The organism is Mammaliicoccus sciuri, from assembly GCF_025561425.1.
In the GTDB taxonomy this organism is placed as follows: domain Bacteria; phylum Bacillota; class Bacilli; order Staphylococcales; family Staphylococcaceae; genus Mammaliicoccus; species Mammaliicoccus sciuri_A.
The window spans coordinates 2,027,142-2,052,832 of record NZ_CP094824.1; the positions used below are offsets into that span (position 1 = coordinate 2,027,142).

General features: G+C 32.4%; 27 protein-coding genes. 6 read left to right on the top strand and 21 right to left on the bottom strand.

Annotated features, from left to right (window positions below; translation table 11 throughout):
* Positions 1 to 210 precede the first annotated feature (210 nt).
* Entirely contained in the window at positions 211 to 1,122 is a 912-nt protein-coding gene (locus tag MUA60_RS10570) for a COX15/CtaA family protein (RefSeq protein WP_262648200.1), read from the top strand.
* Between the two features lie 51 nt (positions 1,123 to 1,173).
* On the opposite strand, the gene MUA60_RS10575 is transcribed toward MUA60_RS10570, so the two are convergent.
* The 3 genes from MUA60_RS10575 to MUA60_RS10585 form a co-directional block, all read right to left on the bottom strand.
* Positions 1,174 to 4,620 (bottom strand): pyruvate carboxylase, encoded by a 3,447-nt coding sequence (locus MUA60_RS10575; RefSeq protein WP_262648201.1) that lies wholly within the window; start codon positions 4,618 to 4,620, stop codon positions 1,174 to 1,176.
* A gap of 136 nt (positions 4,621 to 4,756) precedes the next feature.
* On the bottom strand, positions 4,757 to 5,956 hold the full coding sequence (locus tag MUA60_RS10580) for an FtsW/RodA/SpoVE family cell cycle protein (RefSeq protein ID WP_262648202.1): 1,200 nt from the start codon (positions 5,954 to 5,956) through the stop codon (positions 4,757 to 4,759).
* A gap of 66 nt (positions 5,957 to 6,022) precedes the next feature.
* Positions 6,023 to 6,298: an Fpa/YlaN family protein gene (locus MUA60_RS10585; RefSeq protein ID WP_025904660.1), complete on the bottom strand. Its 276-nt coding sequence runs from the start codon at positions 6,296 to 6,298 to the stop codon at positions 6,023 to 6,025.
* 140 nt (positions 6,299 to 6,438) lie between these two features.
* Here MUA60_RS10585 and MUA60_RS10590 point away from each other — a divergent pair, with 140 nt between their 5' ends.
* Positions 6,439 to 6,921, top strand: a complete 483-nt coding sequence (locus MUA60_RS10590; RefSeq protein ID WP_048542262.1) for a hypothetical protein — start codon at positions 6,439 to 6,441, stop codon at positions 6,919 to 6,921.
* Positions 6,922 to 6,926: 5 nt separating this feature from the next.
* Positions 6,927 to 7,079 (top strand): DUF2197 domain-containing protein, encoded by a 153-nt coding sequence (locus MUA60_RS10595; RefSeq protein ID WP_243559153.1) that lies wholly within the window; start codon positions 6,927 to 6,929, stop codon positions 7,077 to 7,079.
* 29 nt (positions 7,080 to 7,108) lie between these two features.
* Here MUA60_RS10595 and MUA60_RS10600 read toward each other — a convergent pair whose 3' ends face one another.
* The gene (locus tag MUA60_RS10600) at positions 7,109 to 7,447 is read right to left on the bottom strand and encodes a YlaH-like family protein (RefSeq protein WP_037587446.1); all 339 of its coding nucleotides are present in this window, start codon (positions 7,445 to 7,447) and stop codon (positions 7,109 to 7,111) included.
* Between the two features lie 5 nt (positions 7,448 to 7,452).
* Entirely contained in the window at positions 7,453 to 9,300 is a 1,848-nt protein-coding gene (gene typA, locus MUA60_RS10605) for a translational GTPase TypA (RefSeq protein ID WP_262648203.1), read from the bottom strand.
* 220 nt (positions 9,301 to 9,520) lie between these two features.
* On the opposite strand from typA, the gene MUA60_RS10610 reads away from it, so the two are divergent.
* Entirely contained in the window at positions 9,521 to 9,706 is a 186-nt protein-coding gene (locus MUA60_RS10610) for a DUF5325 family protein (protein WP_048542258.1), read from the top strand.
* A 302-nt stretch (positions 9,707 to 10,008) separates the two neighbouring features.
* Here MUA60_RS10610 and MUA60_RS10615 read toward each other — a convergent pair whose 3' ends face one another.
* Positions 10,009 to 10,830: an inositol monophosphatase family protein gene (locus MUA60_RS10615; RefSeq protein ID WP_262648204.1), complete on the bottom strand. Its 822-nt coding sequence runs from the start codon at positions 10,828 to 10,830 to the stop codon at positions 10,009 to 10,011.
* Between the two features lie 103 nt (positions 10,831 to 10,933).
* Between MUA60_RS10615 and MUA60_RS10620 the strand changes: the two genes are divergently transcribed.
* Positions 10,934 to 11,545 carry a YktB family protein gene (locus MUA60_RS10620; protein ID WP_262648205.1) on the top strand — a complete coding sequence of 204 codons (612 nt, stop codon included), beginning with the start codon at positions 10,934 to 10,936 and terminating at the stop codon, positions 11,543 to 11,545.
* Positions 11,546 to 11,598: 53 nt separating this feature from the next.
* Here the strand turns inward: MUA60_RS10620 and MUA60_RS10625 are convergent, their stop codons facing one another.
* The 13 genes from MUA60_RS10625 to MUA60_RS10685 form a co-directional block, all read right to left on the bottom strand.
* The gene (locus MUA60_RS10625) at positions 11,599 to 12,117 is read right to left on the bottom strand and encodes a DUF4064 domain-containing protein (protein WP_262648206.1); all 519 of its coding nucleotides are present in this window, start codon (positions 12,115 to 12,117) and stop codon (positions 11,599 to 11,601) included.
* 47 nt (positions 12,118 to 12,164) lie between these two features.
* Positions 12,165 to 13,157 carry a DUF4064 domain-containing protein gene (locus MUA60_RS10630; protein ID WP_262648207.1) on the bottom strand — a complete coding sequence of 331 codons (993 nt, stop codon included), beginning with the start codon at positions 13,155 to 13,157 and terminating at the stop codon, positions 12,165 to 12,167.
* Between the two features lie 78 nt (positions 13,158 to 13,235).
* Positions 13,236 to 14,309, bottom strand: coding sequence for an ABC transporter substrate-binding protein (locus MUA60_RS10635; protein ID WP_262648208.1), 1,074 nt, complete (start codon positions 14,307 to 14,309; stop codon positions 13,236 to 13,238).
* The gene (locus tag MUA60_RS10640) at positions 14,306 to 15,118 is read right to left on the bottom strand and encodes an ABC transporter permease (protein ID WP_262648209.1); all 813 of its coding nucleotides are present in this window, start codon (positions 15,116 to 15,118) and stop codon (positions 14,306 to 14,308) included. Before MUA60_RS10640 ends, MUA60_RS10635 begins: the two co-directional genes overlap by 4 nt.
* Position 15,119: 1 nt before the next feature.
* Positions 15,120 to 15,923: an ABC transporter permease gene (locus tag MUA60_RS10645; protein WP_262648210.1), complete on the bottom strand. Its 804-nt coding sequence runs from the start codon at positions 15,921 to 15,923 to the stop codon at positions 15,120 to 15,122.
* On the bottom strand, positions 15,916 to 17,013 hold the full coding sequence (locus tag MUA60_RS10650) for an ABC transporter ATP-binding protein (RefSeq protein ID WP_262648211.1): 1,098 nt from the start codon (positions 17,011 to 17,013) through the stop codon (positions 15,916 to 15,918). Before MUA60_RS10650 ends, MUA60_RS10645 begins: the two co-directional genes overlap by 8 nt.
* A 10-nt stretch (positions 17,014 to 17,023) precedes the next feature.
* Entirely contained in the window at positions 17,024 to 17,566 is a 543-nt protein-coding gene (locus MUA60_RS10655; protein WP_262648212.1) for a helix-turn-helix domain-containing protein, read from the bottom strand.
* Between the two features lie 114 nt (positions 17,567 to 17,680).
* A complete protein-coding gene (locus tag MUA60_RS10660) occupies positions 17,681 to 17,953 on the bottom strand; it encodes a UPF0223 family protein (RefSeq protein ID WP_025905172.1) in 273 nt (90 codons plus the stop codon).
* A gap of 64 nt (positions 17,954 to 18,017) precedes the next feature.
* Positions 18,018 to 19,424 carry a dihydrolipoyl dehydrogenase gene (lpdA, locus tag MUA60_RS10665; RefSeq protein ID WP_262648213.1) on the bottom strand — a complete coding sequence of 469 codons (1,407 nt, stop codon included), beginning with the start codon at positions 19,422 to 19,424 and terminating at the stop codon, positions 18,018 to 18,020.
* A 2-nt stretch (positions 19,425 to 19,426) separates the two neighbouring features.
* Positions 19,427 to 20,713 (bottom strand): dihydrolipoamide acetyltransferase family protein, encoded by a 1,287-nt coding sequence (locus MUA60_RS10670; RefSeq protein ID WP_262648214.1) that lies wholly within the window; start codon positions 20,711 to 20,713, stop codon positions 19,427 to 19,429.
* 42 nt (positions 20,714 to 20,755) lie between these two features.
* A complete protein-coding gene (locus MUA60_RS10675; protein ID WP_262648215.1) occupies positions 20,756 to 21,733 on the bottom strand; it encodes an alpha-ketoacid dehydrogenase subunit beta in 978 nt (325 codons plus the stop codon).
* A gap of 3 nt (positions 21,734 to 21,736) precedes the next feature.
* The gene (gene pdhA, locus MUA60_RS10680; RefSeq protein ID WP_025905176.1) at positions 21,737 to 22,849 is read right to left on the bottom strand and encodes a pyruvate dehydrogenase (acetyl-transferring) E1 component subunit alpha; all 1,113 of its coding nucleotides are present in this window, start codon (positions 22,847 to 22,849) and stop codon (positions 21,737 to 21,739) included.
* Between the two features lie 163 nt (positions 22,850 to 23,012).
* Positions 23,013 to 23,645 carry a YkyA family protein gene (locus tag MUA60_RS10685; protein WP_204257492.1) on the bottom strand — a complete coding sequence of 211 codons (633 nt, stop codon included), beginning with the start codon at positions 23,643 to 23,645 and terminating at the stop codon, positions 23,013 to 23,015.
* A gap of 121 nt (positions 23,646 to 23,766) precedes the next feature.
* On the opposite strand from MUA60_RS10685, the gene def reads away from it, so the two are divergent.
* Entirely contained in the window at positions 23,767 to 24,321 is a 555-nt protein-coding gene (gene def, locus MUA60_RS10690) for a peptide deformylase (RefSeq protein WP_262648216.1), read from the top strand.
* Between the two features lie 226 nt (positions 24,322 to 24,547).
* On the opposite strand, the gene MUA60_RS10695 is transcribed toward def, so the two are convergent.
* On the bottom strand, positions 24,548 to 24,820 hold the full coding sequence (locus MUA60_RS10695) for a hypothetical protein (RefSeq protein WP_262648217.1): 273 nt from the start codon (positions 24,818 to 24,820) through the stop codon (positions 24,548 to 24,550).
* A gap of 12 nt (positions 24,821 to 24,832) precedes the next feature.
* On the bottom strand, positions 24,833 to 25,612 hold the full coding sequence (locus MUA60_RS10700; protein WP_262648218.1) for a Cof-type HAD-IIB family hydrolase: 780 nt from the start codon (positions 25,610 to 25,612) through the stop codon (positions 24,833 to 24,835).
* Between the last annotated feature and the right edge of the window lie 79 nt (positions 25,613 to 25,691).

Consider the following 25,691-nt stretch of genomic DNA (forward strand, 5'->3'; position numbering starts at 1 on the left):
CATTATTGTGTAACATTTACAATGCACATTCATTGTTATACTATAGATATTAGTGTTTAAATTAGAATCGTATTAAAGTAAGAATAATTGTTAATACGTTGTTCTCTTAAATTCTATCATATTTTGACATATAAATAAGGTTTATTTTAGAATAAAACTCATTTTATAGTACTATAAATATCAATTTTAATTTTACTTGAGGTGTTCGAATTGTTTAGTGATAAATTTTTAAAATGGCTATCCACTATAGCGACAATTGTGATGCTCTTTGTCCAATTAGGTGGCGCTTTAGTTACGAAGACTGGTTCTGCCGATGGTTGCGGAAACTCTTGGCCATTATGTCATGGCTCTGTTATACCTGCAGATTGGCCAGTAGAAACGATTATAGAATTAGCCCATAGAGGCGTATCTGGATTAGCACTTATTCTTGTTTGTTTACTTACTTATATAAGTTGGGTCAAACTTGGTCATATTAGAGAAGTTAAACCACTTTGTATTACGAGCATTGCATTTATCTTTGCCCAAGCTTTAATTGGTGCAGCAGCTGTAATATGGCAACAAAATGATTTTATTTTATCTCTACATTTCGGAATATCACTTATTAGCTTCGCTTCAGTTTTATTATTAACATTAATCATTTATGAAGTTGATCAAAAATTCGAAGCTACAAGTTTAATAATAGATAAACACTTAAGGTTCCACACTTATGCTGTTACATTATTTATATATTTTGTGATTTATTCAGGCGCACTCGTAAGACATGCAGATGCAAGTTTAGCATGTTTAAGTTGGCCATTATGTAGAAACGGTGAAGTCGGACTACCTCAAAACTTTTATGAATGGATTCAAATGTCACATAGAACTTTAGCTTTCATCATATTTATTTGGATATTATATATATTCATTCATGCTTTCAAAAATTATACACAATACCGCGTTATTAAATACGGTTGGACATTAGCTTTTGTACTAGTTTGTTTACAAGTAACAACAGGTGCTTTATCAATTATCACACGTGTTAATTTATTTATCGCACTCTTCCACGCATTATTTATAACAATGTTATTTGGATTATTATGTTACTTTATTATGCTAATATCACGTTCTAAACGTCGAAGTTAACATACAAAAAGCCGCTTAAATCATCATTTGATTTAAGCGGCTTTTACTTTATTATGCTTTATCGATTGTAATAATCAAATCTTGTGTTTGAATACTGTCACCAGCTGAAACGTAAATATTGCTTACCGTTCCATCAAATGGTGCTTGTATTGTTGTTTCCATTTTCATTGCTTCAGTAATGATAAGTGCGTCACCTTGTTTCACTTCATCACCTTGTTTTACTTTCACTTCTGAAATTGTACCAGGCATTTGAGCACCAATATGAGATTCATTACTTAAGTCTGCTTTTTGTAATACTGCCTCAGAAACTTTAACATGTTCATCTTTAACGTATACTTTTCTTGGTTGACCATTCAACTCATAGTATACCCAACGATGACCATCTTCGTATACATGACCAATAGAAAGTAATTTAACGATTAAGATCTTACCTTTATCAATTGTTATTTCTACCGTTTCATTTTTCTTCATACCGAATAAGAATGTAGGTGTGTCTAACAATGATAAGTTTCCGAAACTTTCATATGTCTTAATATATTGTTCGTAAACTTTAGGATAAATGGCATAACTGATTAAATCTTGTTCTGTTACTTCTTCTTGTTGTTTAGCTTGTAGCTCTTCACGCAATGCATCAAAATCAACAGGCTCTAATAATTCACCTGGTCGTTTTTCAATTGGTTGTTGACCTTTTAAGATGACTTTTTGTAATTCTTTATTAAAGCCATTTACCGGTTGACCAATTTCACCTTTAAAGAATGAGACAACTGATTCAGGGAAATCTAGTGAACGTCCACGTTTAATGACACTTTCTTCATCTAAATCATTTTGAACCATGTATAATGCCATGTCCCCAACTACTTTAGAAGAAGGTGTTACTTTTACGATATCACCAAATAATAAGTTAACACGTTTATACATGTCTTTAACTTCATTAAATCTTTCACCTAATCCTAAACTTTTAGCTTGTTGGCCAAGGTTAGAATACTGTCCACCTGGCATCTCATGTTGGTAAATTTCAGTATGTGGAGAACGAATATCACTTTCAAAATCAGAATAATAGTTTCTAACTGTATCCCAATATTGAGATAATCTTTCAAGACCATCAATATTTATTCTAACATCTCTTTCATTTCCACTTAATGCATAGTATAAAGAGTTAGCTGAAGGTTGTGATGTTGTACCACTCATACTAGCTACTGCAGTATCAATAACATCAACACCTGCTCTTATCGCACTTTGATAAACAAGTAATCCGTTACCACTCGTATCATGAGTATGTAAATGGATTGGAATATCAATTTGTGTCTTCAATTCACTAATTAGTTCGTAAGCTGCTTTAGGTTTTAACAATCCAGCCATATCTTTAATGCCAAGAATATGTACACCTTCACGTTGTAATTCTTTAGCTAGATTAATGTAATACTCTAAAGTATATACGTTAGATCTTTCTGGATTTAAGATATCGCCTGTGTAGCAAATCGCACCTTCTGAAATTTTACCTGATTTTTGTACCGCTTCATTTGCGACTTTCATTTGATCTAACCAGTTTAATGAATCGAATATTCTAAACACATCGATTCCGGCTTCGGCACTTTCTTTAACAAATTTTTCAATCACATTATCAGGGTAGTTTTTATATCCAACTGCATTTGATGCTCTTAACAACATTTGGAATAACACATTTGGAATTTTTTTACGTAAGCGTGTTAAACGTTCCCATGGATTCTCTTTTAAGAAGTTGTATGCCACATCAAATGTTGCACCGCCCCACATTTCTAATGAAAATGCATCATTTAAATATTTAGCTGTTTCAGGAGCAATTTGTAACATATCGTATGTTCTCATACGTGTTGCTAATAATGATTGATGTGCATCTCTAAACGTCGTATCTGTTAATAGTACTTCTTCTTGTTCTTTTAACCATTTACTTACGCCTTCAGGTCCATGTTGTTCTAAAATTTGCTTCGTACCTGATAATGATGCAATTTCTTCTTTAGACACTTCCTCTAATTTGAACTTTTCGAAGTGTGGTTTTTCTCGTTTTTCCACACCAGGAAATCCATTTACAGAAATGTTTCCGATATATTGTAACGTTTTTGTACCTCTATCTCTAGTTGGTGTAATCTCAAAAAGCTCTGGGTTGTTTTCTAAGAATTTAGTTGTATATGTACCCTTCGCAAACTTCTCGTGATTTACCACATTATATAGGAATGGAATATTGGTTTTAATACCTCTTATTCTCATTTCTTTAAGAGAACGCAACATTTTTTCAGTCGCTTGTCTTAATGACATAGCATGCGTTGAAACTTTCACTAATAATGAATCGTAATAAGGTGATATTTCTGCACCTTCGAATCCATCACCAGCATCTAGTCTTACGCCGAAGCCACCACTTGAACGGTAAGCAATAATTTTACCTGTATCTGGCATGAAGTCATTTAATGGATCTTCAGTTGTGATACGACTTTGAATTGCGAAACCTAAAGTAGTAATGTCTTCTTGTTGTGGCATTTCAATTTTGTCACCAAATAATGATTCACCTTCAGCAACTAATATTTGCGTCTTAACAATATCAATACCTGTTACCATTTCAGTAATAGTATGTTCTACTTGTACACGTGGGTTAACTTCAATAAAGTAGAATTCATCACCAGATACTAAGAACTCAACCGTACCTGCATTGACATATCCGATTTTCTTCATTAAGTCTAATGCGACATTACAAATACGATGTCTTAATTCATCACCTAATGAGACAGATGGTGCAACTTCTACGACTTTTTGATGTCTACGTTGTACTGAACAATCTCTTTCATATAAATGAACTAAGTTTCCGTGTTCGTCACCTATGATTTGAACTTCAATATGTTTTGGTTGATCTATGTATTTTTCGACATAAACTTCGCTATTTCCAAAAGATTTTCCAGCTTCTGATTTAGCTCTTTGGTATGCATCTTCTAATTCACTCGCATTATTAACGATACGCATACCTTTACCACCACCACCTGAAATGGCTTTGATGATAACTGGGAAACCGTGTTCTTTTGTAAATGCTTCTACTTCCTCAAATAATTCAACAGCACCATCAGTTCCTGGAATAACTGGAACATCTGCAGCTATAGCTGTCGCTCTTGCTTTTACCTTATCCCCAAACATGTCTAAATGTTTAAGTTCTGGTCCAATAAATTTAATGCCTTCTTCAGCACATCTCTTTGCGAATGTTTCATTTTCACTTAAAAACCCATATCCCGGATGAATCGCATCGACGCCTGCTTTTTTAGCAACTTTTATAATTGCCTCTATATTTAAATAACTTTCAGTTGGTCCAAGATTTTCATCTACTAAATATGACTCATCTGCTTTATATCTATGCAATGCCCCTAAGTCTTCATTAGAATAAATCGCTACCGTTTCAATATCTAACTCTGTTGCTGCTCTAAAAATTCTGATTGCAATTTCGCCTCGATTGGCTACTAATAATTTATTTATTTTGCTCATATTTGGAGGCTCCCCTCAATGTATTTGAATTTTCTAAAAACAATATATTAGTCCATTATATAAAAATTGCGGGTTATATTCTACTATAATCCGCAATTTTTATATAATTTATTAATTTGATTGATTAAATATACATTTATCTCGTGCTTTGACGACTCTCAATTCTTATTTGTTTAGCCGTTAATAATAGTATACCTGTCGCGATACTTAAGCTTAACATTGAAGATCCACCAAATGTCATAAATGGCAATGGAACACCTGTTAAAGGAATCGTTCCTGAAATACCCGCTAAGTTTACAAAAGTTTGAATACCAATATAGCTTGAAATACCGACACATACTAATTTAAAGAAATATGAATCCGTAAGTGCTGCATATAAGAAACCTTTATATACAATGAACCCAAGTAATCCTATTATAAATAACACGCCGACTAAGCCTAATTCTTCAGCGATAACTGCAAAGATAAAGTCTGTATGCGGTTCAGGTAAATAACCTAATTTCATAATGCCATTACCTAGCCCTTTACCAAAGAGACCACCGTTACCGATAGCTAATAATGAATTAGCTAAGTGATATCCAATACCGCTTTCGTAGTTGAAAGGATTTTCGAGTACATGGAATCGGTCTGCTTGGTGTTGTGACAGAATGCCACCTTTAAACACTATACTAAAGATAATCAGTAATACAACACCTGCAAAAATTGGACCAGACCATTTTAAAATTGCTTTAATACCAATACCTGAATATGCGAAGATACATAATACAATCATACAGAGTATCAACGCTTGACCTGTATCATTTTGTAATAAGACTAATCCAATACAAGTACCAATCAAGAATAAAGGCATCATCAGTGCAAGTTTAAATTGCTTAAGTCGATTTCGTCTTTTATCAATAATGAATGATAAGTATAAAATCATTGCAACTTTCAAAATTTCAGATGCTTGTAAGTTCATAAAACCTAAGTTAATCCAACTTTTTGCACCGTTAATAGTCGTACCAACAAGTAAAGTTAACACGAGCAAACCAAATATTGTGAATATAACAATTTGTTGTACTCTTTTATTCTTTAAAATGTTAATATGCATAAAATACGACATAAAAAATACAATAAAAAATCCAACTATACAATATATAAACTGCCTTACAAAAAAGTAAGTACCCGATACTGGGATACCACCTGTTAAAGTACCTTTTGTAGCAGCTACCATACTTGCGCTGTATACCATCACTAAGCCAATGAATGATAAAATGATATAAGTAATTAACAATGTGAAATCTATGTATTTTGAGTAATTCTTAATGTACTGGAAAAACCTCTTAATATATTCCATCGACTCATTCCAATTCTAAAAAAATAAGTCTAAAGAAAGATTTCTCCTCTCTAGACTTTGTATAATTTAAGCATTTGTGAAAGCATCATGCAATTTAGATAGTTCCTTTTCTAAACTTGCCATAAGTGTCTGACCCTTTTCTCTATCAACAAGTCCAATTTGTACTGCAAAATCTACTTCCTTTTGAAGACCAAACATTTGCGTATCTAAAACTTCCTCATATAAAGGACATTGTGGCATAGTTAAGTTGTCCATTTGTACCTTTATTAACTGAAGGATTTTTTCAGAATCGTTATATAATTGGTCATATGCCCTTTGACAAATTTCTGAATCGTAATGCATGACATACTCCCCCTTAATTTTTTAAGTTTCTATACTTATAAAAGTTTAGCCTACAAATCTGAAAATTGCAAGCGAAAACAGAAGGTTATTAATTACAAATATGTTAAAATTGAATTGTGAGATTGATAGGAGTGAAAAAATTGATACAAATTAAAGGAAATACGAAGTTTAATATTACGTTAGATGCAACAACATGGATTTTTGATGATCGCAAAGTAAAAATTGAAGATTTAGAGCAAGGTATCTTTAATGGCGAAAAGCCAATTGAATTTGAAAATAATGTTGCATGGAACCGTGCAATCCTTGAAGGTGCTACAAATCCTCCAACATTAAATAGTGAAACAACTTATAAAAGACGTTCATTTTTAAAAGATACTTATGTTATAAATGCGATGCCTTTTATCAAAAATGCCGAACCAAATGAAAGCGCTACAAAAGTAGTCTTGAAAAATGATCAAGATTCAATAGAAATTCCAATTGAACAATGGCCATATTTATTTTTCCAATTCTCTAAAGAAGGAAAAATGATATATAAGGATGGCAAAATCGACGCTTTTACTTATGATCAAGAAAATGGTTACCAAAATAAATTCAGTTATGTTTCAGACATAGAGGTTGTTTAACCATGATTATGAAAGTAAAATGTATTATTTGTGATTCTGTTGTTAATTTGGATTCTAAATCTAAAGAAGCAAAAAGATTAAGAAATCACCCAATCCGTACATTTATGTGTGATGATTGTAAAGAAAGACTTGATAAACCTAAATCAGAATACAAATAAAAAAGGCAGCTCTTACGAGCCGCCTTTTTTTATTGTTGTTTACCGCTACTCCGTTCTTTATGAAGTCTGTAACGATATAGACCTAAAACAATTGCTGCTATTATTAAACTTTCTCCTACAGGCAAGAATACCGCTAGAAATGTTAATAATAAACAACCTAAAAACAGTAATATATAGATAATAATGTTTTGCCAAAACTTTAGTTTTCTTGCAAACCCTAAATTATAAACAATCGCACTTAATACAAAAATCGTTAATAATAAAAGCCACATACCAAGCTCTGGGTTCTCATCTACTCTAAATAACTTACCAAAAAATGAAAGCCTTTCTGTTGGATTAACACTTACATTTTTAGCAACTAAGAGCATCTATATCACTCCTCTTCTTGTTCAGCCATTTTTTGTCTCTTCTGAGCTCTTTCTCTTTCTGATTTATCTAAAATTTTCTTTCTTAAACGAATTGATTCAGGTGTTACTTCAACTAATTCGTCATCATTTAAGTATTCTAGCGCTTCTTCAAGTGTTAAAATTCTAGGTTTTTTCATTGTTGTTGTTTGTTCTTTAGTAGCTGAACGGATGTTGTTAGCTGCTTTAACTTTTGTAATGTTAACTGTTAGATCGTTTTCACGAGTATTTTCACCAACAATCATACCTTCATAAACTTCAGTACCTGGTTCCATGAAGTTTACACCTCTATCTTCTAAGTTCAAGATAGCATAAGTACTTGCTACACCTTTATCGATTGATACAAGAACACCATTTCTTCTTCCACCAATACGTCCTTTAATTCTTGGACGGTAAGAATCGAATGTATGGTTAATAATACCATAACCACGTGTCATTGACATGAATTCAGTAGTGTAACCAATTAATCCACGAGCAGGAACGATAAAGATTAATTTAGTTTGGCCATTTTCGTTAGATTGCATATCAACCATTTCACCTTTACGAGATCCTAAAGATTCAATAATTGCACCTGTATATTCATCAGGAACATCAATTTGAACACGTTCATAAGGCTCAGATTTAACGCCATCTATTTCTTTAACAATAACTTGAGGTTTAGAAACTTGTAATTCATAACCTTCACGTCTCATATTTTCAATTAGAATAGATAAATGTAATTCCCCACGTCCTGCTACAACCCATGCATCAGGTGAATCTGTAGGTGTTACACGTAAAGATACATCTGTTTCTAATTGTGTTTCTAATCTTTCTTCAATCTTACGAGCTGTTACGTAAGTACCTTCTTTACCAGCGAATGGAGAATTATTAACTGAGAATGTCATTTCTAATGTTGGCTCATCAATTCTTAAAATTGGTAAAGCTTCAACATGATCTTGAGGTGTAATTGTTTCACCTACGTTAATATCTTCCATACCACTAATAGCGATTAAGTCACCAGCGTATGCTTCATCAATTTCTATACGGTTTAAACCAAAGAAACCAAAGATTTTTGTAACTCTGAAGTTTTTAACGCTACCATCAATCTTAACTAATGATACTTGTTGTCCAACTTTAATTGTACCTCTGAATACACGTCCTACACCAATACGTCCAACGTAGTCATTATAATCTAATAATGCAACTTGGAATTGTAATGGCTCATCTCTATTATCAACAGGTGCTGGTACATATTCTAAAATTGTTTCATATAGACATTGCATGTTTTCGTCTTGTTTATCAGACTCTAAACTAGCAGTACCACTTAATGCAGATGCATATACAACTGGGAATTCAAGTTGCTCATCATTAGCATCTAATTCAATAAATAAGTCTAATACTTCATCTACAACTTGTTCTGGTCTTGCAGAAGGTTTATCAATTTTATTAACAACTACAACTGGTTTTAAATTTTGTTCTAATGCTTTTTTAAGTACGAAACGTGTTTGTGGCATCGTTCCTTCATAAGCATCTACTACTAATACAACACCATCAACCATTTTCATAATACGCTCAACTTCTCCTCCGAAGTCAGCATGTCCAGGTGTATCTAGTATATTGATACGGTGATCTTTATAGTCAATTGCCGTATTTTTAGCTAATATCGTAATACCGCGTTCTTTTTCAAGGTCGTTTGAATCCATCGCACGTTCTGCTATATGTTCATTTTCACGAAAAATACCAGATTGCTTTAATAATTCATCTACTAAAGTTGTTTTTCCGTGGTCAACGTGGGCAATAATCGCAATGTTACGTACATTTTCTCTTAAATTAGTCATGCAAAAAATTTTCCTCTCCTATTTAAATTAATCGACATTTATTCGACTTAAATTTATAACTTGATAATTATAACATAAATCGTTTGAAAAATAACTATTATTGAACAGATTTACTCAAATTTCCATATTTTTTATTTAGTACCGTTTTAATCAACAGGTTGATTTTTCTTTAAATGTGAAGCATAATAAAATAATGAAAACGGTTAAAGGATGGATATAAATGAAGAAATCTAAAGCAATATTCGTACTACTTGCTTTAATTGTAACATGTCTCCTTTTAGTGTTTAGCTTTGCATTAGCAGAAGGTTCAATGTTGTTTATGTTACTAGCAGTATTGCTAATCGTTGCAACAATGGGCTTTGGTTTTACACTTAAAAAGAAATACCGCGAAAACGGTTGGCTATAAACATCATACGACTTCAAATAAAAAGCATATCACTTAACGAAACGTTAAAGTGATATGCTTTTTTGTTATTTTAGATTTAGTTGTAAAGTGTTTATCGGAAATGGTGTTGATATTTAGGTGATAGATTTTGTTAGAATCTTGTTCGGATCATGATATCATAATTCTGAATTCTGGTAATTAGAATGCTCTAACTTCCATTATTCTGAATTCTGGTAGTTAGGTGGGCGCTCACTTACGGACATTTCTCGGAATTATGTCCCTATAAAAAAGAGGCTTAAACAATAATTGTTTAAGCCTGCTCGCTATTTTCCTTTAAATCTTTCTGTATGAATTTGTTCTAACATTGTCTTATATGGTAAGAAGTATTCATTCAATAGTTCTTGGTGAATTTTTTTATTGCCTATTAAAATTGAATTGGCTTCTAATATATTTAAGTGTTCTCCTAATTGGTTTGTTACAACTGCGCCTACTTCTTCTGCAATTATTAAACCTCCTGCAAAGTCCCATGGATGTAATCGCATTGTTAAATACGCACTTGTATTGCCTTTTGCAACGTTAGCAAAGTCTAACGCTGCTGACCCGTATGCTCTTGTACTTCTTGCTTGATCAACAATCGGCATATAAATTTTAGCTAATTTTTCTTTTGTTAACCATAAAGGATTTGTTGAAATTAAACTGGTCTGCAAATCAGTATCTTCTAATGGTTTAAGTTGTTCATTATTTAACCATGCCCCTTTACCAGCTATGGCGTGATACATTTTATCATTCATGACATCATATACAAATCCTGCATATTTTTCACCATCAATAAAAATACCGATTGAAATGGCGAAATTTTCTTGTTGATGTACAAAGTTAAGTGTGCCATCTATTGGGTCAACAATCCATAGGACGCCCTCTGTATTATCAATATCCGTGCCGTGACCTTCTTCTCCTAAAATACGATGTTCTGGATATGTAGATTTAATTTGATTAAATAATCTTTCTTCTGTTTCTTTATCTATATTTGTCACTAAATCATTAGGATTTGACTTTGTTTCTATTTGAATATCGTCATCTATTGAATCACGAATAATTTGACCCGCTTCTTGTATTATTTGATAAGCAAATTTGTATATTTCCATGACAAAACCTCCTATGTTATTTTATATTAGCATTGTTCTTTATATATTCAAAAAAATTTATGATAAAATATTGTTATGTACCACAGTTATAAGGAGGACAACTATGACTAAGTATACGTTTAAACAAAAAGATTTTAAAGTTTTTAGTGTTGAAGGTTTAGAAAATAGGATGCAAGCACTAGACGAACAAGTAAGACCACAATTACATGCTTTAGGTGAAAGATATACAAAATATTTAACTGAACAAACTGGAGATACATTCCATTACCATGTTGCAAAACATGCAAGAAGAACTGTAAATCCCCCTAAAGATACGTGGGTTGCATTTGCGACTAATCAACGTGGATATAAAATATTACCACATTTTCAAATTGGTTTATTTGAATCACAATTATTTATAATGTTTGGTGTCATGCATGAAAATAAAAACAAAGGTCAAATGGCTGACTTTTTAAATAAAAACTTTAACTTATTAGAAGACTTACCTAGTGATTATTCATTATGTTTTGATCATTATAATATTGATAAATCTCCTATTGATTCATTATCTACAGAAGATTTGAAACATCATATAAAGAGATTAAAAGATATTAAAAAAGCGGAATTCTTCGTGGCACGTACTTTAGATCCTAAGTCTGATGTATTAAAAACAGATAAATCATTTACTGCATTTTTAGATGAAACATTTGATGAGTTAATTAAATTTTATAGTTAATTTTTAAAACAACAGCCCTTCAGTTCGATACTGAAGGGCTGTTGTTTTATTAATTAATAAATATATGGGTCGTCATCTTTTTTCTTTTTATCTTCTGAATTAAACTGATTTTGTTGATGATTATCATCGTCTAAATGATTATGGTCATTTTGGAAATTCACATCTTCAAATTGATGATTTTTTTCTTTTCTCACTAATAACATAATACCTGCAATAATTAATACAAGGAATGAAATAATGTTAAAGATGAGTATTGAAACAAGACCACCAAGTATAGCTGATATACCAGATAAAATTCTTTGCTTTTTAACAAATACTAATGCCACTATCACTAATATAATACTGATGATTAGAATAACAAGCGCATAATTCAATATACTACTCATAACAGATGATAATTCATCCAAAGGCACTTCATTTTGCAAATCAGGATTATTTTGCATTTGTCGCTCAAATTCCATCTTAAATTCAGCAGTATTCGAAACAGATTTCGTTATAAATGCCAATACAATTCCAATTAACGAGAATACTGCACCAACAACGAGTAATATATATTCTGTTGTTCTTTTCATTTAAACCCTCCTAAATTTTGTCAATTATCATTATCTCAATCTGAATTTTATTTATCAAGTTTATGATCGTTTTTTTCTATATTTTGTTCATCTTTATTTTTTTCTTCAAAATATTTTTTCTGTTGTTGCATTCTTTTTTCGTAATTCTTTCTTCTTTCAATTGTTGCATTAGGTTTAACTTTTTTAGGTTTCTTTTCTTTTTTTAGTTTATCAGGTTGAACTTGATACTCATCTGATTGTGTTATTTCATAATTGTATGGATCTTCATGTCTTTGACCAATATCCTCTTGTTGATCTATATCGGACTGAGCTGCATCATCTAAGTCTTCAACATTTGTCTCTTCTTGTTGATTTCTTTGTTTTTTATTTTGATGCTTTTTACTACGAGAAAGCACTTCCTCACTATGAGTCGTTTCAGTTTGTTCTACTGGATCAACTTGTGCTAAACGCTCTTTCTCTTGTAGTGGTTCTTCTACATGTTCTTCTCGATATTGCTGCTTAGGTTCAACTCGCTGACGTTCTCTAGGCTGTGGTGGAATATTTTCGCGTTGATTTTCATAATATGGTTGTTGTGGTTCCATACCTTGAACTGGTAATATTTTATCTTTTCTTACGAATAATAAAATACATACAATAAAGAAGAATAATGGTACAAGCACAATAAATAATGGAATTGTTATAATTGCTAAAAGTAAAAATACAAAAGCAGAAAATATTCTCCACCTCATTAAAACTAAACCAATAAATGAAAATATTAAAACAATAATCAAGTAAATTATAAATAACCAAATACCATTTTGAATATTGAGTGCTACTTCACTAGCAGACATTAATTGTCCGTTAGTTGTAATATTAATATTTAGTCTATTAATTAAAGTTTCTAGCCTATTTATATTATCTGGATTATTTAATACGACAAGTGCAGCAAATAAAGATAAAGCTGTTATGCCTAATAAGATAATCCAAGCAAACCAGCCGAGAAATTTTTCTACACCTCTACCAACTGGCTGTCTCACATGTTCTACATATGAATTCATCATGTTTACCTCCTAATAATGAATTGGTTTTAATTATAACAAAAAAAGGGCTTTGTTTCTCACAAAGACCCTTTATAATGACTAATTAAGCGACATTTTAAATTTTAAAAAGGCTTCATTATACGCTGCTATATTTTCTTTTCCTAAATCTTTGTAAACTTCAAGTTTATTTCTTACTGAAGAATCAGGATAGAAACGCTCATCTTCTCTAACACTCTTATCTAAAAGATTATAAGAAGCTTTGTTAGGCGTTGCATATCCAACCCACTCTGCATTTTGCTTTCCATTTTTCTCTTCTAATAAGAAGTTAATAAATTTATGTGCACCATCAACATTCTGTGCTGTCTTAGGTATAACGATATTATCAAACCATAAGTTTGAACCTTCTTTAGGAACAACGAAATTCAATTTATCATTTTCAGTCATGATATCAGCTGCCATACCACTCCAAACAACGGCTACATCTGATTCATTCTGAACCATCATTGTATTAATTTCATCACCTACAACACCTCGAACATTAGGTGATAACTTAATTAATTTATCTTGTACTTTTTTCAGTTTTTGTTTATTCGTCTCATTTAAACTTTCATTCATACTATTTAATGCAAATCCTATACCTTCTCTTGATCCATCAACGATTAATACATCATCTTTAAGACGTTTATCCCATAGACTATTCCATGTATTAAAGTTGATCCCTTTCGTTGTTTCAGGATTGTACAAAATGCCTACCGTCCCCCAAAAATAAGGTACGGAGTATTTATTCCCTGGATCAAATGGTAGGTTCATAAAATCTTTATCAATATTTTTTAAATTCGGTACTTTTTTATGATCAATCGGTATTAACAACTTTTCTTTTTTCATTTTTTCAATAGTATACTCACTTGGTACTGCAACATCATATGCTGTACCACCGTTTTTAATTTTAGCCATCATCGCTTCATTTGAATCAAACGTTTCGTATACGACTTTAATACCTGTTTGTTTTTCAAACTTTTTCGTCAAATCTGGGTCAATATATTCTCCCCAGTTATATACATAAATGACATTCTTTTTTCCTTTAGAAGGAGGGGGATCAATTAATTTAGTAGATAACATTAACAATGCCCCTACAACAATTGAGATGCCGACTAACTGCATTAATTGTTTCATCTTATAATGCCCCCTCTTTTTTCAAGTCTTTTTTGTTGGCTTCTTTTTATGAAATAATATCCTAAAATCAGTATCATAACTAACGCAAATAGTAATGTAGAAATCGCATTGATTTCCATTGTAATACCTTTTCTAGCCATTGAATACACTTCAACAGATAATACGCTAAACCCACTACCTGTCACAAAAAAGCTCACTGTAAAGTCATCTAATGAGTACGTAAGTGCCATAAAGAATCCACCAATTGCACCAGGTAGAATATGAGGTATCACAACTTTAATAAGTGTTTGCCATGAAGTTGCACCTAAATCTTTAGCAGCATCGATCATAGATGTATTCATATCATATAGTTTAGGAAGTACTAAAAGCACGACTATTGGTACACAAAATGCTATATGAGATATTAATACCGACCAGAAACCAAGCCCCATACCTGTATAGTGATCAATAACAGTAAATAACAGTAAAAATGATGATCCGATTACAACATCAGAACTTACCATTAAGATATTATTCAATGTTAATAATCCGACTTTTAATTTTTTATTTCTTAAGTAGTAAATACCTATTGCGCCACATATTCCGATTAAAGTAGAAATACTCGCGGCCAACAATGCAATCGCAATGGTATTCACAATAATCACTAACAATCGTTTATTTTGAAACACTGATGTGTAATGATCAAAAGTAAAGCCTTTAAAGTGCGTCATGTTACCTGCACCGTTAAATGAATAAAATATTAAGAAAAAGATAGGCAAGTATAGAAATATAAGTATGATTGTAAAATAAATTTTTCCTGTTAATTTCATACTATACCTCCTTATTCTCTGATTTAGATTTCGTAATAATGAGTATAATTGCCATAGCTAATATTAAGAACACAGCTATCGTAGAACCCATACCATAATTTTGTGTAACTAAAAACTGTTCTTGAATTGCTGTACCTAAGTTAACAACTTTATTACCTGCGATTAAACGTGTAATCATAAATAATGATAATGCTGGTATAAATGTAATTTGGATACCCGTTTTCACACCTTCTAATGTTAAAGGCACGATTACATTTTTAAATGTTGTAAAACTATTTGCACCTAAATCTCTTGAAGCTTGCAATAAATTCTCTGGTATTTCATCCATTGAATTAAAGATTGGTAACAGCATAAATGGAATATAAATATAAACCGAAACGATGATAAATGCTGTACTTGTAAATAATAATTCTGTTGATGGTACATGAAATACACTTAAGATTTTATTTAATAAACCATCATGACTAAGAATGCCGATAAAAGCATACGTTTTAAGTAACAAGTTAATCCAAGTTGGTAATATTATAAGTAATAATAATATATCTTTATGTTTAGCATTTCTAAGTGTTAACGCTAAAGGATAACTGATGAGTAAACAAAAGAAAGTTATAATTAATGCATACCAAGCTGAACTTAATGTCATTTCTAAATAACTGCTTGTAAAAAAGTTTTTGTAATTCTCGAATGAAAAGTGTCCATGAATATCAAGTAATGATGCATAGAAAATCATAGCAATCGGTACGATAATAAATAATACTATCCATATCATGTAAGGTACGAGTAATAATGATTTTATTTTATGCATGTTCCTCATCCTCATAGCTTTCAATTCGACGATCAAATTCTTCTTCAGTTTCACCTGGCAACATAATATGAATCGCTTCTGAATCAAAATCAAGTCCTACTGTTTCACCGATTGTTGCTTTTTTCGTCGTTTGGATTATCCATTCATTACCTTGCGCATCATAACAACAAATTTCATAATGAACGCCTCTAAATAATTGAGAATCAACAACTGCAGAGATACGACCTTCATTCTCTGATTTAATCGTGATATCTTCTGGACGAATCACGACGTCAACTTTAGCATCTTTCTCAAATCCAGCATCTACACATTCATAAGGAATACAGTACATTTCAACAACATAATCACGTTTCATAACACCAGTAACGATATTAGATTCACCAATGAAATCAGCTACGAATTTATTAACAGGTTCGTCATATATGTCGACAGGCGTACCACTTTGTTGAATTTTACCGTCTTTCATAACAAATATGTAATCACTCATTGCTAATGCTTCTTCTTGGTCATGTGTAACAAATATAAACGTAATACCTAGTCGTTGTTGCAATTCACGTAATTCATATTGCATTTCCGTTCTTAACTTTAAGTCTAATGCTGATAATGGCTCATCAAGCAAGATAATTTCAGGTTCATTCGCAATTGCTCTAGCAATCGCAACTCGTTGCTTTTGACCACCACTCATTTCAGTGATTTTACGTTGTTCATATCCTTCAAGTTTCACTAATTTTAATGCTTCTTTTACTTTAGTTTGAATATCTTTTTTATTTAACTTTTTTATTTTTAGTCCAAATGCTACATTGTCGTATACATTTAAATGAGGAAATAATGCGTAATCTTGGAAAACTGTATTTACTTTCCTATTATTTGCTGGCACTTTATTAATAATTTTATTATTAAACAAAATATTACCTTTAGTTGGTGTTTCAAATCCTGCTATCAATTTTAAAATAGTTGTTTTACCACAACCTGACGGACCTAATAATGTATAAAATTTACCTTCTTCAATTTCAAAACTGACATCATCTAATACTTGCGTGTTGTTAAAGTTCTTTGAAATGCCTTCGAACTTTATGATTGGTTGTTTCATGCCTTACCTCCTATAAATACGATTCTGTAGCTACAATCAATACTTCAGCATCTTTGCTAGATTGATTTAAAAACTGATGCGTTTCATGCGCTTTAAAATAAAAACATTCTCCACTTTTAGCAGTATATGTTTGATTCCCTATATTCAAAGTTATTAATCCTTTTTTTACATATGCAAATGTTTCAGAATTTGATGGGCTAAATGCTTTATATTTAGATCCACTTTTTAAAGTGATAATTACAGGTTCCATTTCAAATTCATTGGAATCTGGAACGAGCCATTTTATTTTGTAACCTAAATCATATTCATCATATATCGTGTGTGCTTGTTCAGGATAATGTATACGAGCTTGATACAATTTCTCATTAAAAAACTCACTCGGTTCAACCCCTAATACATCTAAAATATTCAAAAAAGTTTCCATAGATGGTGAAGATAAATTTCTTTCTAATTGCGAAATATACCCTTTAGATAAATCTGTACGCTCTCCAAGTTCTTCTTGTGTTAGGTTCTTTTGATACCTTAAATTTTTAAGTTTTTCTCCTATATTCATAAATCCCCCAAGAAAGTGTAATGTTTACTTTTACTAAACATTAAGTTTAGTACCTTTAATAAAATAACAGAAATCATTTTATAGTTCAACACTTTTTTGGGGGATTTTATAATATTATTTAACTGAAATCGTTGTCGCTTCTTTATTCTCTTTTAAAGCTTTTACAACTTTATAGCCATCATAACCACTTTCTTCTTTGAAAGCTTTATAAAAATTATTCTCATCAGCTTTACCAGGAATAATTTTTTTGAAATTTTTATAAGCTTTGTCTAACTGTTCTCTATTTGCTTCACTTTCATATGCATCTTCTATAAGGTTATAGAAAGCCATCACTTCGAGAATCTCTTCTTGCGTCCAATCCACATCTATTGGATAACTATACTCCATATTTTCTACTCCTTTACAAAAAAAGGCTGGGACATAAATATGTCTCAGCCTTATATTTTTATGATTACATTGTATGGATAGGTGTTCCTAATGCTACTTCTGCAGCTTCCATAGAAATTTCACCTAATGTTGGGTGAGCATGAATTGTTAATGATACGTCTTCAGCAGTCATACCTGTTTCAATTGCTAAACCTAATTCAGCAATGATATCTGAAGCGCCTGTACCAGCAACTTGTGCACCAATTAGAATACCATTTTCTTTTAAAGCGATAAGTTTAACGAAACCAGCAGTTTCATTTAATGCTAATGCACGACCATTTGCAGCAAATGGGAACTTAGCAGCTTTAATTTCTAATCCTTCTTCTTTAGCGCTAGCTTCTGTGTAACCTACTGTAGCTAATTCTGGCTCAGTGAAACATACTGCAGGAATACCTAAGTAATCCACAGCTGATTTTTCACCAGCAATTGCTTCAGCAGCAACTTTAGCTTCATAACTTGCTTTGTGAGCAAGTGGAGGTCCAGCAACGATATCACCGATTGCATAGATATTGCTAATTGAAGTACGGCTTTGTTCGTCAACTTCAACTAAACCACGATCTGACATTTTTAGACCTAATTCTTCAAGACCTAATTCATCAGTATTTGGTCGACGTCCTACTGTAACTAATACATAGTCAGCATCGATTTCTTTTGTTTCTCCGCCAGCTTCGTAAGTAACTTTAACGCCGTTATCAGTTTCTTCAGCTGATTTAGCCATCGCTTCTGTTACGATTTCTACACCTTTAGCTTTAAGACCTTTTTTAACGATTTGAGTCATTTGCTTTTCAAATCCGCCTAAAATGTCTTTAGCACCTTCAAGGATTGTTACTTCAGAACCAAAGTTAGCATATGCAGTACCTAGCTCAGATCCAATGTATCCGCCACCTACTACTACTAATTTTTTAGGTACTTCTTGAAGTGATAATGCACCTGTAGAATCGATTACACGTTTACCAAATTTGAAATTAGGAATTTCGATTGGACGTGAACCAGTTGCGATAATAGCATTTTTGAAAGTATAAGTTTGAGATGCTTTTTTAGTCATAACTTTTAAGTTATTTTCATCTACAAAATATGCTTCTCCGTTAACAACATCGATTTTGTTACCTTTCATTAATCCAGCTACGCCGCCTGTTAATTTTTTAACTACGCCATTTTTGAATTCTTGAACTTTTTCGAAGTTTAATGCTACCTTCTCAGCTACAACACCCATATCTTCTGAATGTTGAGCGTTGTAGAAACGGTGTGATGCTGATAATAAAGCTTTAGATGGGATACAACCAACATTTAAACATACGCCACCTAATTCGCCTTTTTCAACGATTGTTACTTTTTGTCCTAATTGTGCTGCACGAATTGCTGCAACATATCCACCAGGACCTGCTCCAATTACAATAGTATCTGTTTCAATAGGAAAATCTCCAACTACCATTTTTACCCCTCCATTAATAATAATTCTGGATTATTTAATAATCTCTTAATATGGTTCATTGCATTTTGTCCAGTAGCACCATCAATTTGTCTGTGGTCGAAACTTAATGATAGTGATAATACAGGTGCAGCAATAATTTCTCCATCTTTAACGATAGGTTTTTGAGCAATACGACCGATACCTAAAATAGCTACTTCAGGATGGTTGATTACTGGTGTAAACCATTGTCCACCTGCTGAACCGATATTACTTATCGTACATGTTGCGCCTTTCATTTCGTTAGCTTGTAGTTTACCGTCACGTGCTTTTACAGCTAATTCGTTAATTTCATCAGAAATTTCGAACATTGATTTGTGATCAGCATTTTTAACTACTGGTACTAATAAACCACGATCAGTATCCGCAGCTATACCTATATTATAGTAATGTTTATGAACAATTTCACCATTTTCTTCATCAAATTCAGTATTTAATGCTGGGTATTTCTTAAGTGCAGATACTAATGCTTTAACAACATATGGTAAGAATGTTAATTTAGTACCTTGCTCAGCAGCAACTTCTTTGAATTTTTTACGGTGATCCCATAATTCTTGAACATCAATTTCATCCATTAATGTTACGTGAGGTGCAGTATGCTTAGAGTTAACCATTGCTTTAGCAATTGCTTTACGCATAGCTGGTATTTTCTCACGAGTTTCAGGGAATTCTCCTTCTGGTACTTGTGGAGATTGTACTGCTTGTGTATCTTCAGATGAAGTTTGAGCTTCTTCTTTAGCTGGTTGCTCTGTAGTAGCGCCACCATTTAAGTAAGCTTCAACGTCTTCTTTTAAGATACGGCCATTTTTACCTGAACCTGAAACAGCTTTAATATTTACATCGTTATCACGAGCAAATTTACGAACTGAAGGCATAGCAATTACACGTTTAGACTCATCAACATTTTCTGATTGAGTTTCAGTAGTTGCTTCTTCTTTAGCTTCTTCAGCTGGTGCTTCTTCTTTAGTTTTTTCTTCATCGTCGTCATGACCTTTGAATTGTAAGCCTTCTGCATCAGGTGCATCAATTTTAACAATTGTATCACCAACAACAGATACTGTACCTTCTTCAACCATAACTTCTTCAATTTTACCTGCAACAGGTGATGGAATTTCAACGACAGATTTATCATTTTGAACTTCACATAATACATCGTCTTCTTGAATTTCGTCTCCTGCTTTAACAAACCATTTTACAATTTCACCTTCGTGGATACCTTCACCGATATCTGGTAATTTAAATTCGAATGACACGATTTTTTCCTCCTAAATATTAAATCCGTATTTTAATGCGCATTAAAACTCTAATGTTTCTTTAGCTTGCGCTACGATATCTTTTTTGTTTGGTAACCAAACACCTTCAGCTTGTGTGAATGGATAAATAGTGTCAGCAGCTGCCACACGTGCAATAGGAGCTTCTAATGAAAGAACAGCTCTTTCAGAAATTTCAGCTACAACATTTGCGCCAACGCCTGCTTGTTTTTGAGCTTCTTGAACTACGATTACACGGTTTGTTTTTTCTACTGATTTAACAATCGTTTCAATATCTAATGGTTGAACAGTGATTAAGTCAATAACTTCAACTGAATAACCATCTTTTTCTAAATCTTCAGCTGCTTTTAATGATTCTTGAACCATTGCACCATAAGCGATGATTGTTAAATCTGTACCTTCACGTTTAACTTTAGCTTTACCGATTTCTACTTCGTACTCTTCCTCAGGTACTTCTTCACGGAATGAACGGTATAACTTCATGTGTTCTAAATAAACAACTGGGTCATTACTGCGGATTGCAGAAATTAATAGTCCTTTAGCATCGTAAGGGTTTGAAGGAATAACAACTTTCAAACCTGGAGATTGTGCTACTAAACCTTCTAAGTTATCTGCGTGTAATTCTGGTGTATGCACACCACCACCAAATGGTGCACGGATTGTGATTGGAGCCACTTTAGAGTTACCTGAACGGAAACGGTGACGAGCTATTTGACCAGCAATTGAGTCCATAACTTCAAATACGAAACCAAAGAATTGGATTTCCATGACAGGACGGTAACCTTCAAGCGTTAAACCTAAAGCTAGACCACCAATACCTGATTCAGCTAGAGGTGTATCAAATACACGATCTTCACCGAATTCTTTTTGTAAACCTTCTGTTGCACGGAATACACCGCCGTTTACACCAACGTCTTCACCGAATAATAGAACATCTTCGTCTCTTTTTAATTCGTTTTGAAGCGCATTGTTAATCGCTTGAATCATTGTCATTTGTGCCATGACTTATTTCGACTCCTTCTCTTTGTAAATTTCATATTGTTCAGCTAAATTGTAAGGCATTTCTTCATACATGTTTTCCATTAAGTCTGTAACTTTTTGTTTAGGTGTATTGTCTGCCTCTTTAATAGCTGTTTTAATTTCTTCTTTAGCTTTTTCCATTACTTCGTTTTCTTTTTCTTCAGACCATAAGTTTTTCGCTTCAAGATATTTTCTGAAACGTACTAATGGATCTTTCTTTTCCCAATCAGAATCTTCATCAGAAGTTCTGTAACGAGTTGGATCGTCACCAGCCATTGTATGTGGACCGTAACGGTAAGTTAATGTTTCGATTAATGATGGACCTTCACCATTTACTGCACGTTCACGCGCTTGTTTAGTTACTGCATATACTGCTAATGCATCCATTCCATCTACTAATACACCTGGAATACCAACTGCTACTGATTTTTGAGCTAATGTTTTAGCAGCTGTTTGTTTGTCACGAGGTGTTGAAATCGCATAGTTGTTATTTTGGATAACGAAAATTGCAGGTGCTTTGTAAGCAGAAGCAAAGTTGATACCTTCATAGAAGTCACCTTGTGAAGAACCGCCATCACCAGTGTAAGTAATTGCAACATTTTTCTTACCACGTTTTTTAAGACCTAGTGCTACACCAGCTGTTTGGATAAACTGTGCACCGATAATAATTTGTGGACTTAAAGCATTAACACCTTCTGGGAATTGGTTTCCAATAAAGTGTCCACGTGAGAATAAGAAAGCTTTTGTTAATGGTAAACCATGCCAAATTAATTGTGGCACATCACGGTAACCAGGTAATACATAGTCTTCTTTCTCTAACGCATAATGTGAAGCTAATTGTGAAGCTTCTTGTCCAGCTGTTGGTGCATAGAAACCTAAACGTCCTTGTCTATTTAATGAAATAGAACGTTGATCTAGAACACGAGTCCAAACCATTCTTTCCATTAATTCAACAAGTTCTTCGTCAGATAAGTCCGGTAACAAGTCACTATTTACGACATTTCCTTCTTCATCTAAAACTTGAACCATTTCAAACTTAGACTCTATTTCATTTAAAGTCGCTACTGCATCGAATTGGGCTTTTTTTCTCGGAGCCATTCAATTCACCATACCTTTCCCTATATTAAATAATCATTTCTTAATCATTCTAACACAAAACTGTTTTACTGTTAAATAAAAAATACTAACATCTTAAAAACCCCACAATTAAAGGTTTCTATGTAACTGTACTAAAACATAATATTAGCTGTACTAATACAAATTATTTATCTAAAATAGCTGAAACATCTTTCTTTTCTTGTTGGACTTTTCTTAATGTGTTTTGATAATCTGTTACAACTTTTTCAGTCTTTTTATTAACTTCAGTTAATTTAGAAGAACGATCATTTGCACCTTTTTGCGTAGCATTGTCTTTTGATAAGTAACTAAATAAATCTTTTTCAGTTTTTAATACTTCTTGATATGCATTCATTACTTCATTATGTAGTTTATACTTTTCATCTAAAGCATTCTTTAAATCTTTAGCTTCTTTTAATTGTTCTTCATCTTCTATATTTTTATAGTCTTTTTTAGATGATTCATAAATGTCCTTAGATTTCTTCATTGCAGCTTTTTCATCTTTTACAATTTCTTCTCTATCTTTTATACCGTCAGTTAATTCTTGCGCTTTTGCTTTAAAGTCATCATTTTTAGCTTTATTTAATGCTTCAATTTTTTGAACTTTATCTTTTTCTGCCTTAGTCATTTTCTCATTTAAATCAACAATAACTTTTTCTTCTTTATTTGCTTTTTCAACTTTGTTATAAAAAGATTCAAGTGATTCTTTAGATTGACCACACGCTGTTAAAATTATTGAAGTCGCTAATGTTAATGTTACAAATTTCTTGCCAATCATTGGTAATTCCTCCTTTTAATCCTATCAATATGTTACTCTGTTTTTTTTATTTATACAATTAATAATAGATGTAAAAATGACCAGTTTTTGATAATATTTTATATGAGGAAGGTGCATGTAAATGATAACGATGGAAAATATTATTCGTGACGGCCACGAAACACTTAGAAAGAAAGCCGAAGAAGTAGAATTACCAGTATCGACTGAAGACAAAGAAACATTAAATGAAATGATGGAATTCCTAAAGAACTCTCAAGATGAAGATCTTGCTAAAAAATACAAATTACGTTCTGGCGTAGGACTTGCCGCTCCACAAATCAATATTTCTAAAAAAATGTTAGCTGTATATATACAAGATGACGGAAAAGGAAACCAAATCGAACTTCAACTTATCAATCCTAAAATCGTAAGCCATAGCGTACAAAAAGCATATTTAAATGGCGGAGAAGGATGCTTAAGTGTAGACGAAGCTAAACCAGGACTTGTTCATCGTAATTATAAAATAACAATTCAAGCATACGATATAGAAGGAAATCCATTTAAGAAAAGATTCAAAGGATATCCAGCAATCGTATTGCAACACGAAATCGATCATTTAAATGGCATCATGTTCTATGACTATATTAATGAAGAAGATCCATTCAAACCACTCGATGATGCAGTAGAAATTAATTAATAAGTATGATGATAAAAGAGCGAATACCATTCAGTCGGTATTCGCTCTTTTTACTGTCATTATTCTGAATTCTGGTAATTAGATATGCCCCATCTTACGGACATTTCTCAGAATTATGTCCCTAACTCGCACATCACCCTTGTTTCTCTTCTATCACTCAATAAAAAACAGTAATCTCAATTTTCCAATTGTAGATTACTGTTCTTCTGTTTCATAATTTTGTTCATTACATAAATTCATCTCTTCGTTCGATGAAATGAATGTTTTTTTCTTTTAATGCTTTTTGAATAGCGGTTAATTCGTCCAAACTTAACCATTCTGGATCTTTGTTATGTCGAATGTAATGTGGATCTTGTTTAACGTTATTAATCATTTCATCATAGTTATAAATCATCACAACTTCATTTTTTCGAATATTAAATTCTATTCCTTTAAATTGTTTGTCAGATTTGTTTTTTTCTGCATCGATTGTTTTGATGATGCGTTCGACCTTATCCATAAAATTCACATCCTATTCATCTATCAATCCTAATTCTTTACAAGCATAGTATATACCATTTTCACTTACATGTTTCGTTTCAAAATCACAAACTTCTTTTAGTGCGTCAACGGCATTCCCCATTGCTACACCACACCCTACTTCAGTAATCATTTCTACATCATTAGGTCCATCACCGAATGCTACTACTTCGTTTAATGGGAATCCTAATTTATCACTGAGTTCTTTTATGCCTTCTGCTTTAGAACGATCATTTGGCACAACATCTCTACTTAGTGGATGCCATCTATAGAACTTCAATGCATTGAATTGATTATCGTACTTGTCATCTTCATCATCAGCATGGAAAATAAGTGTTTGATAAACTGGGTGATCAAGATAATATGTATTGTGGTATTCTGGATAATCCATCTTTAATGTTCCAAGACTTTCAGAAATGTCGTTATCACTTTCTACATTTGCATATACTGCAGTTTCACCGAAGAATACTAGTGGATGATTATTCGCATGTGCTTTGTCTACTATGCTCGTAAGTTCCTCTTTATTTAATGGATATTTACTTAAAATTTCTCCATTATATACAACAATTTGTCCGTTTAGCGAAACAAAAGTATCTATACCTGTTTCTTTAATAACTTCTTTAAACATATATGGTGCTCTTCCTGTTGCAATTGCGACGATATGGCCAGCTTCTTTTAATTTTTTTATCGCTTCAATAGTTGATTCTGGAATTTCTTTGTTTTCATCATAGATTGTACCATCTATATCGAAAAATATTAATTTCTTATTCAACTTTCATCGCCTCCTTGTCTCTATTCTAGTTGATAATCAATATATATGAAAGATTTAGTTAAATATCTTTATTTATCTC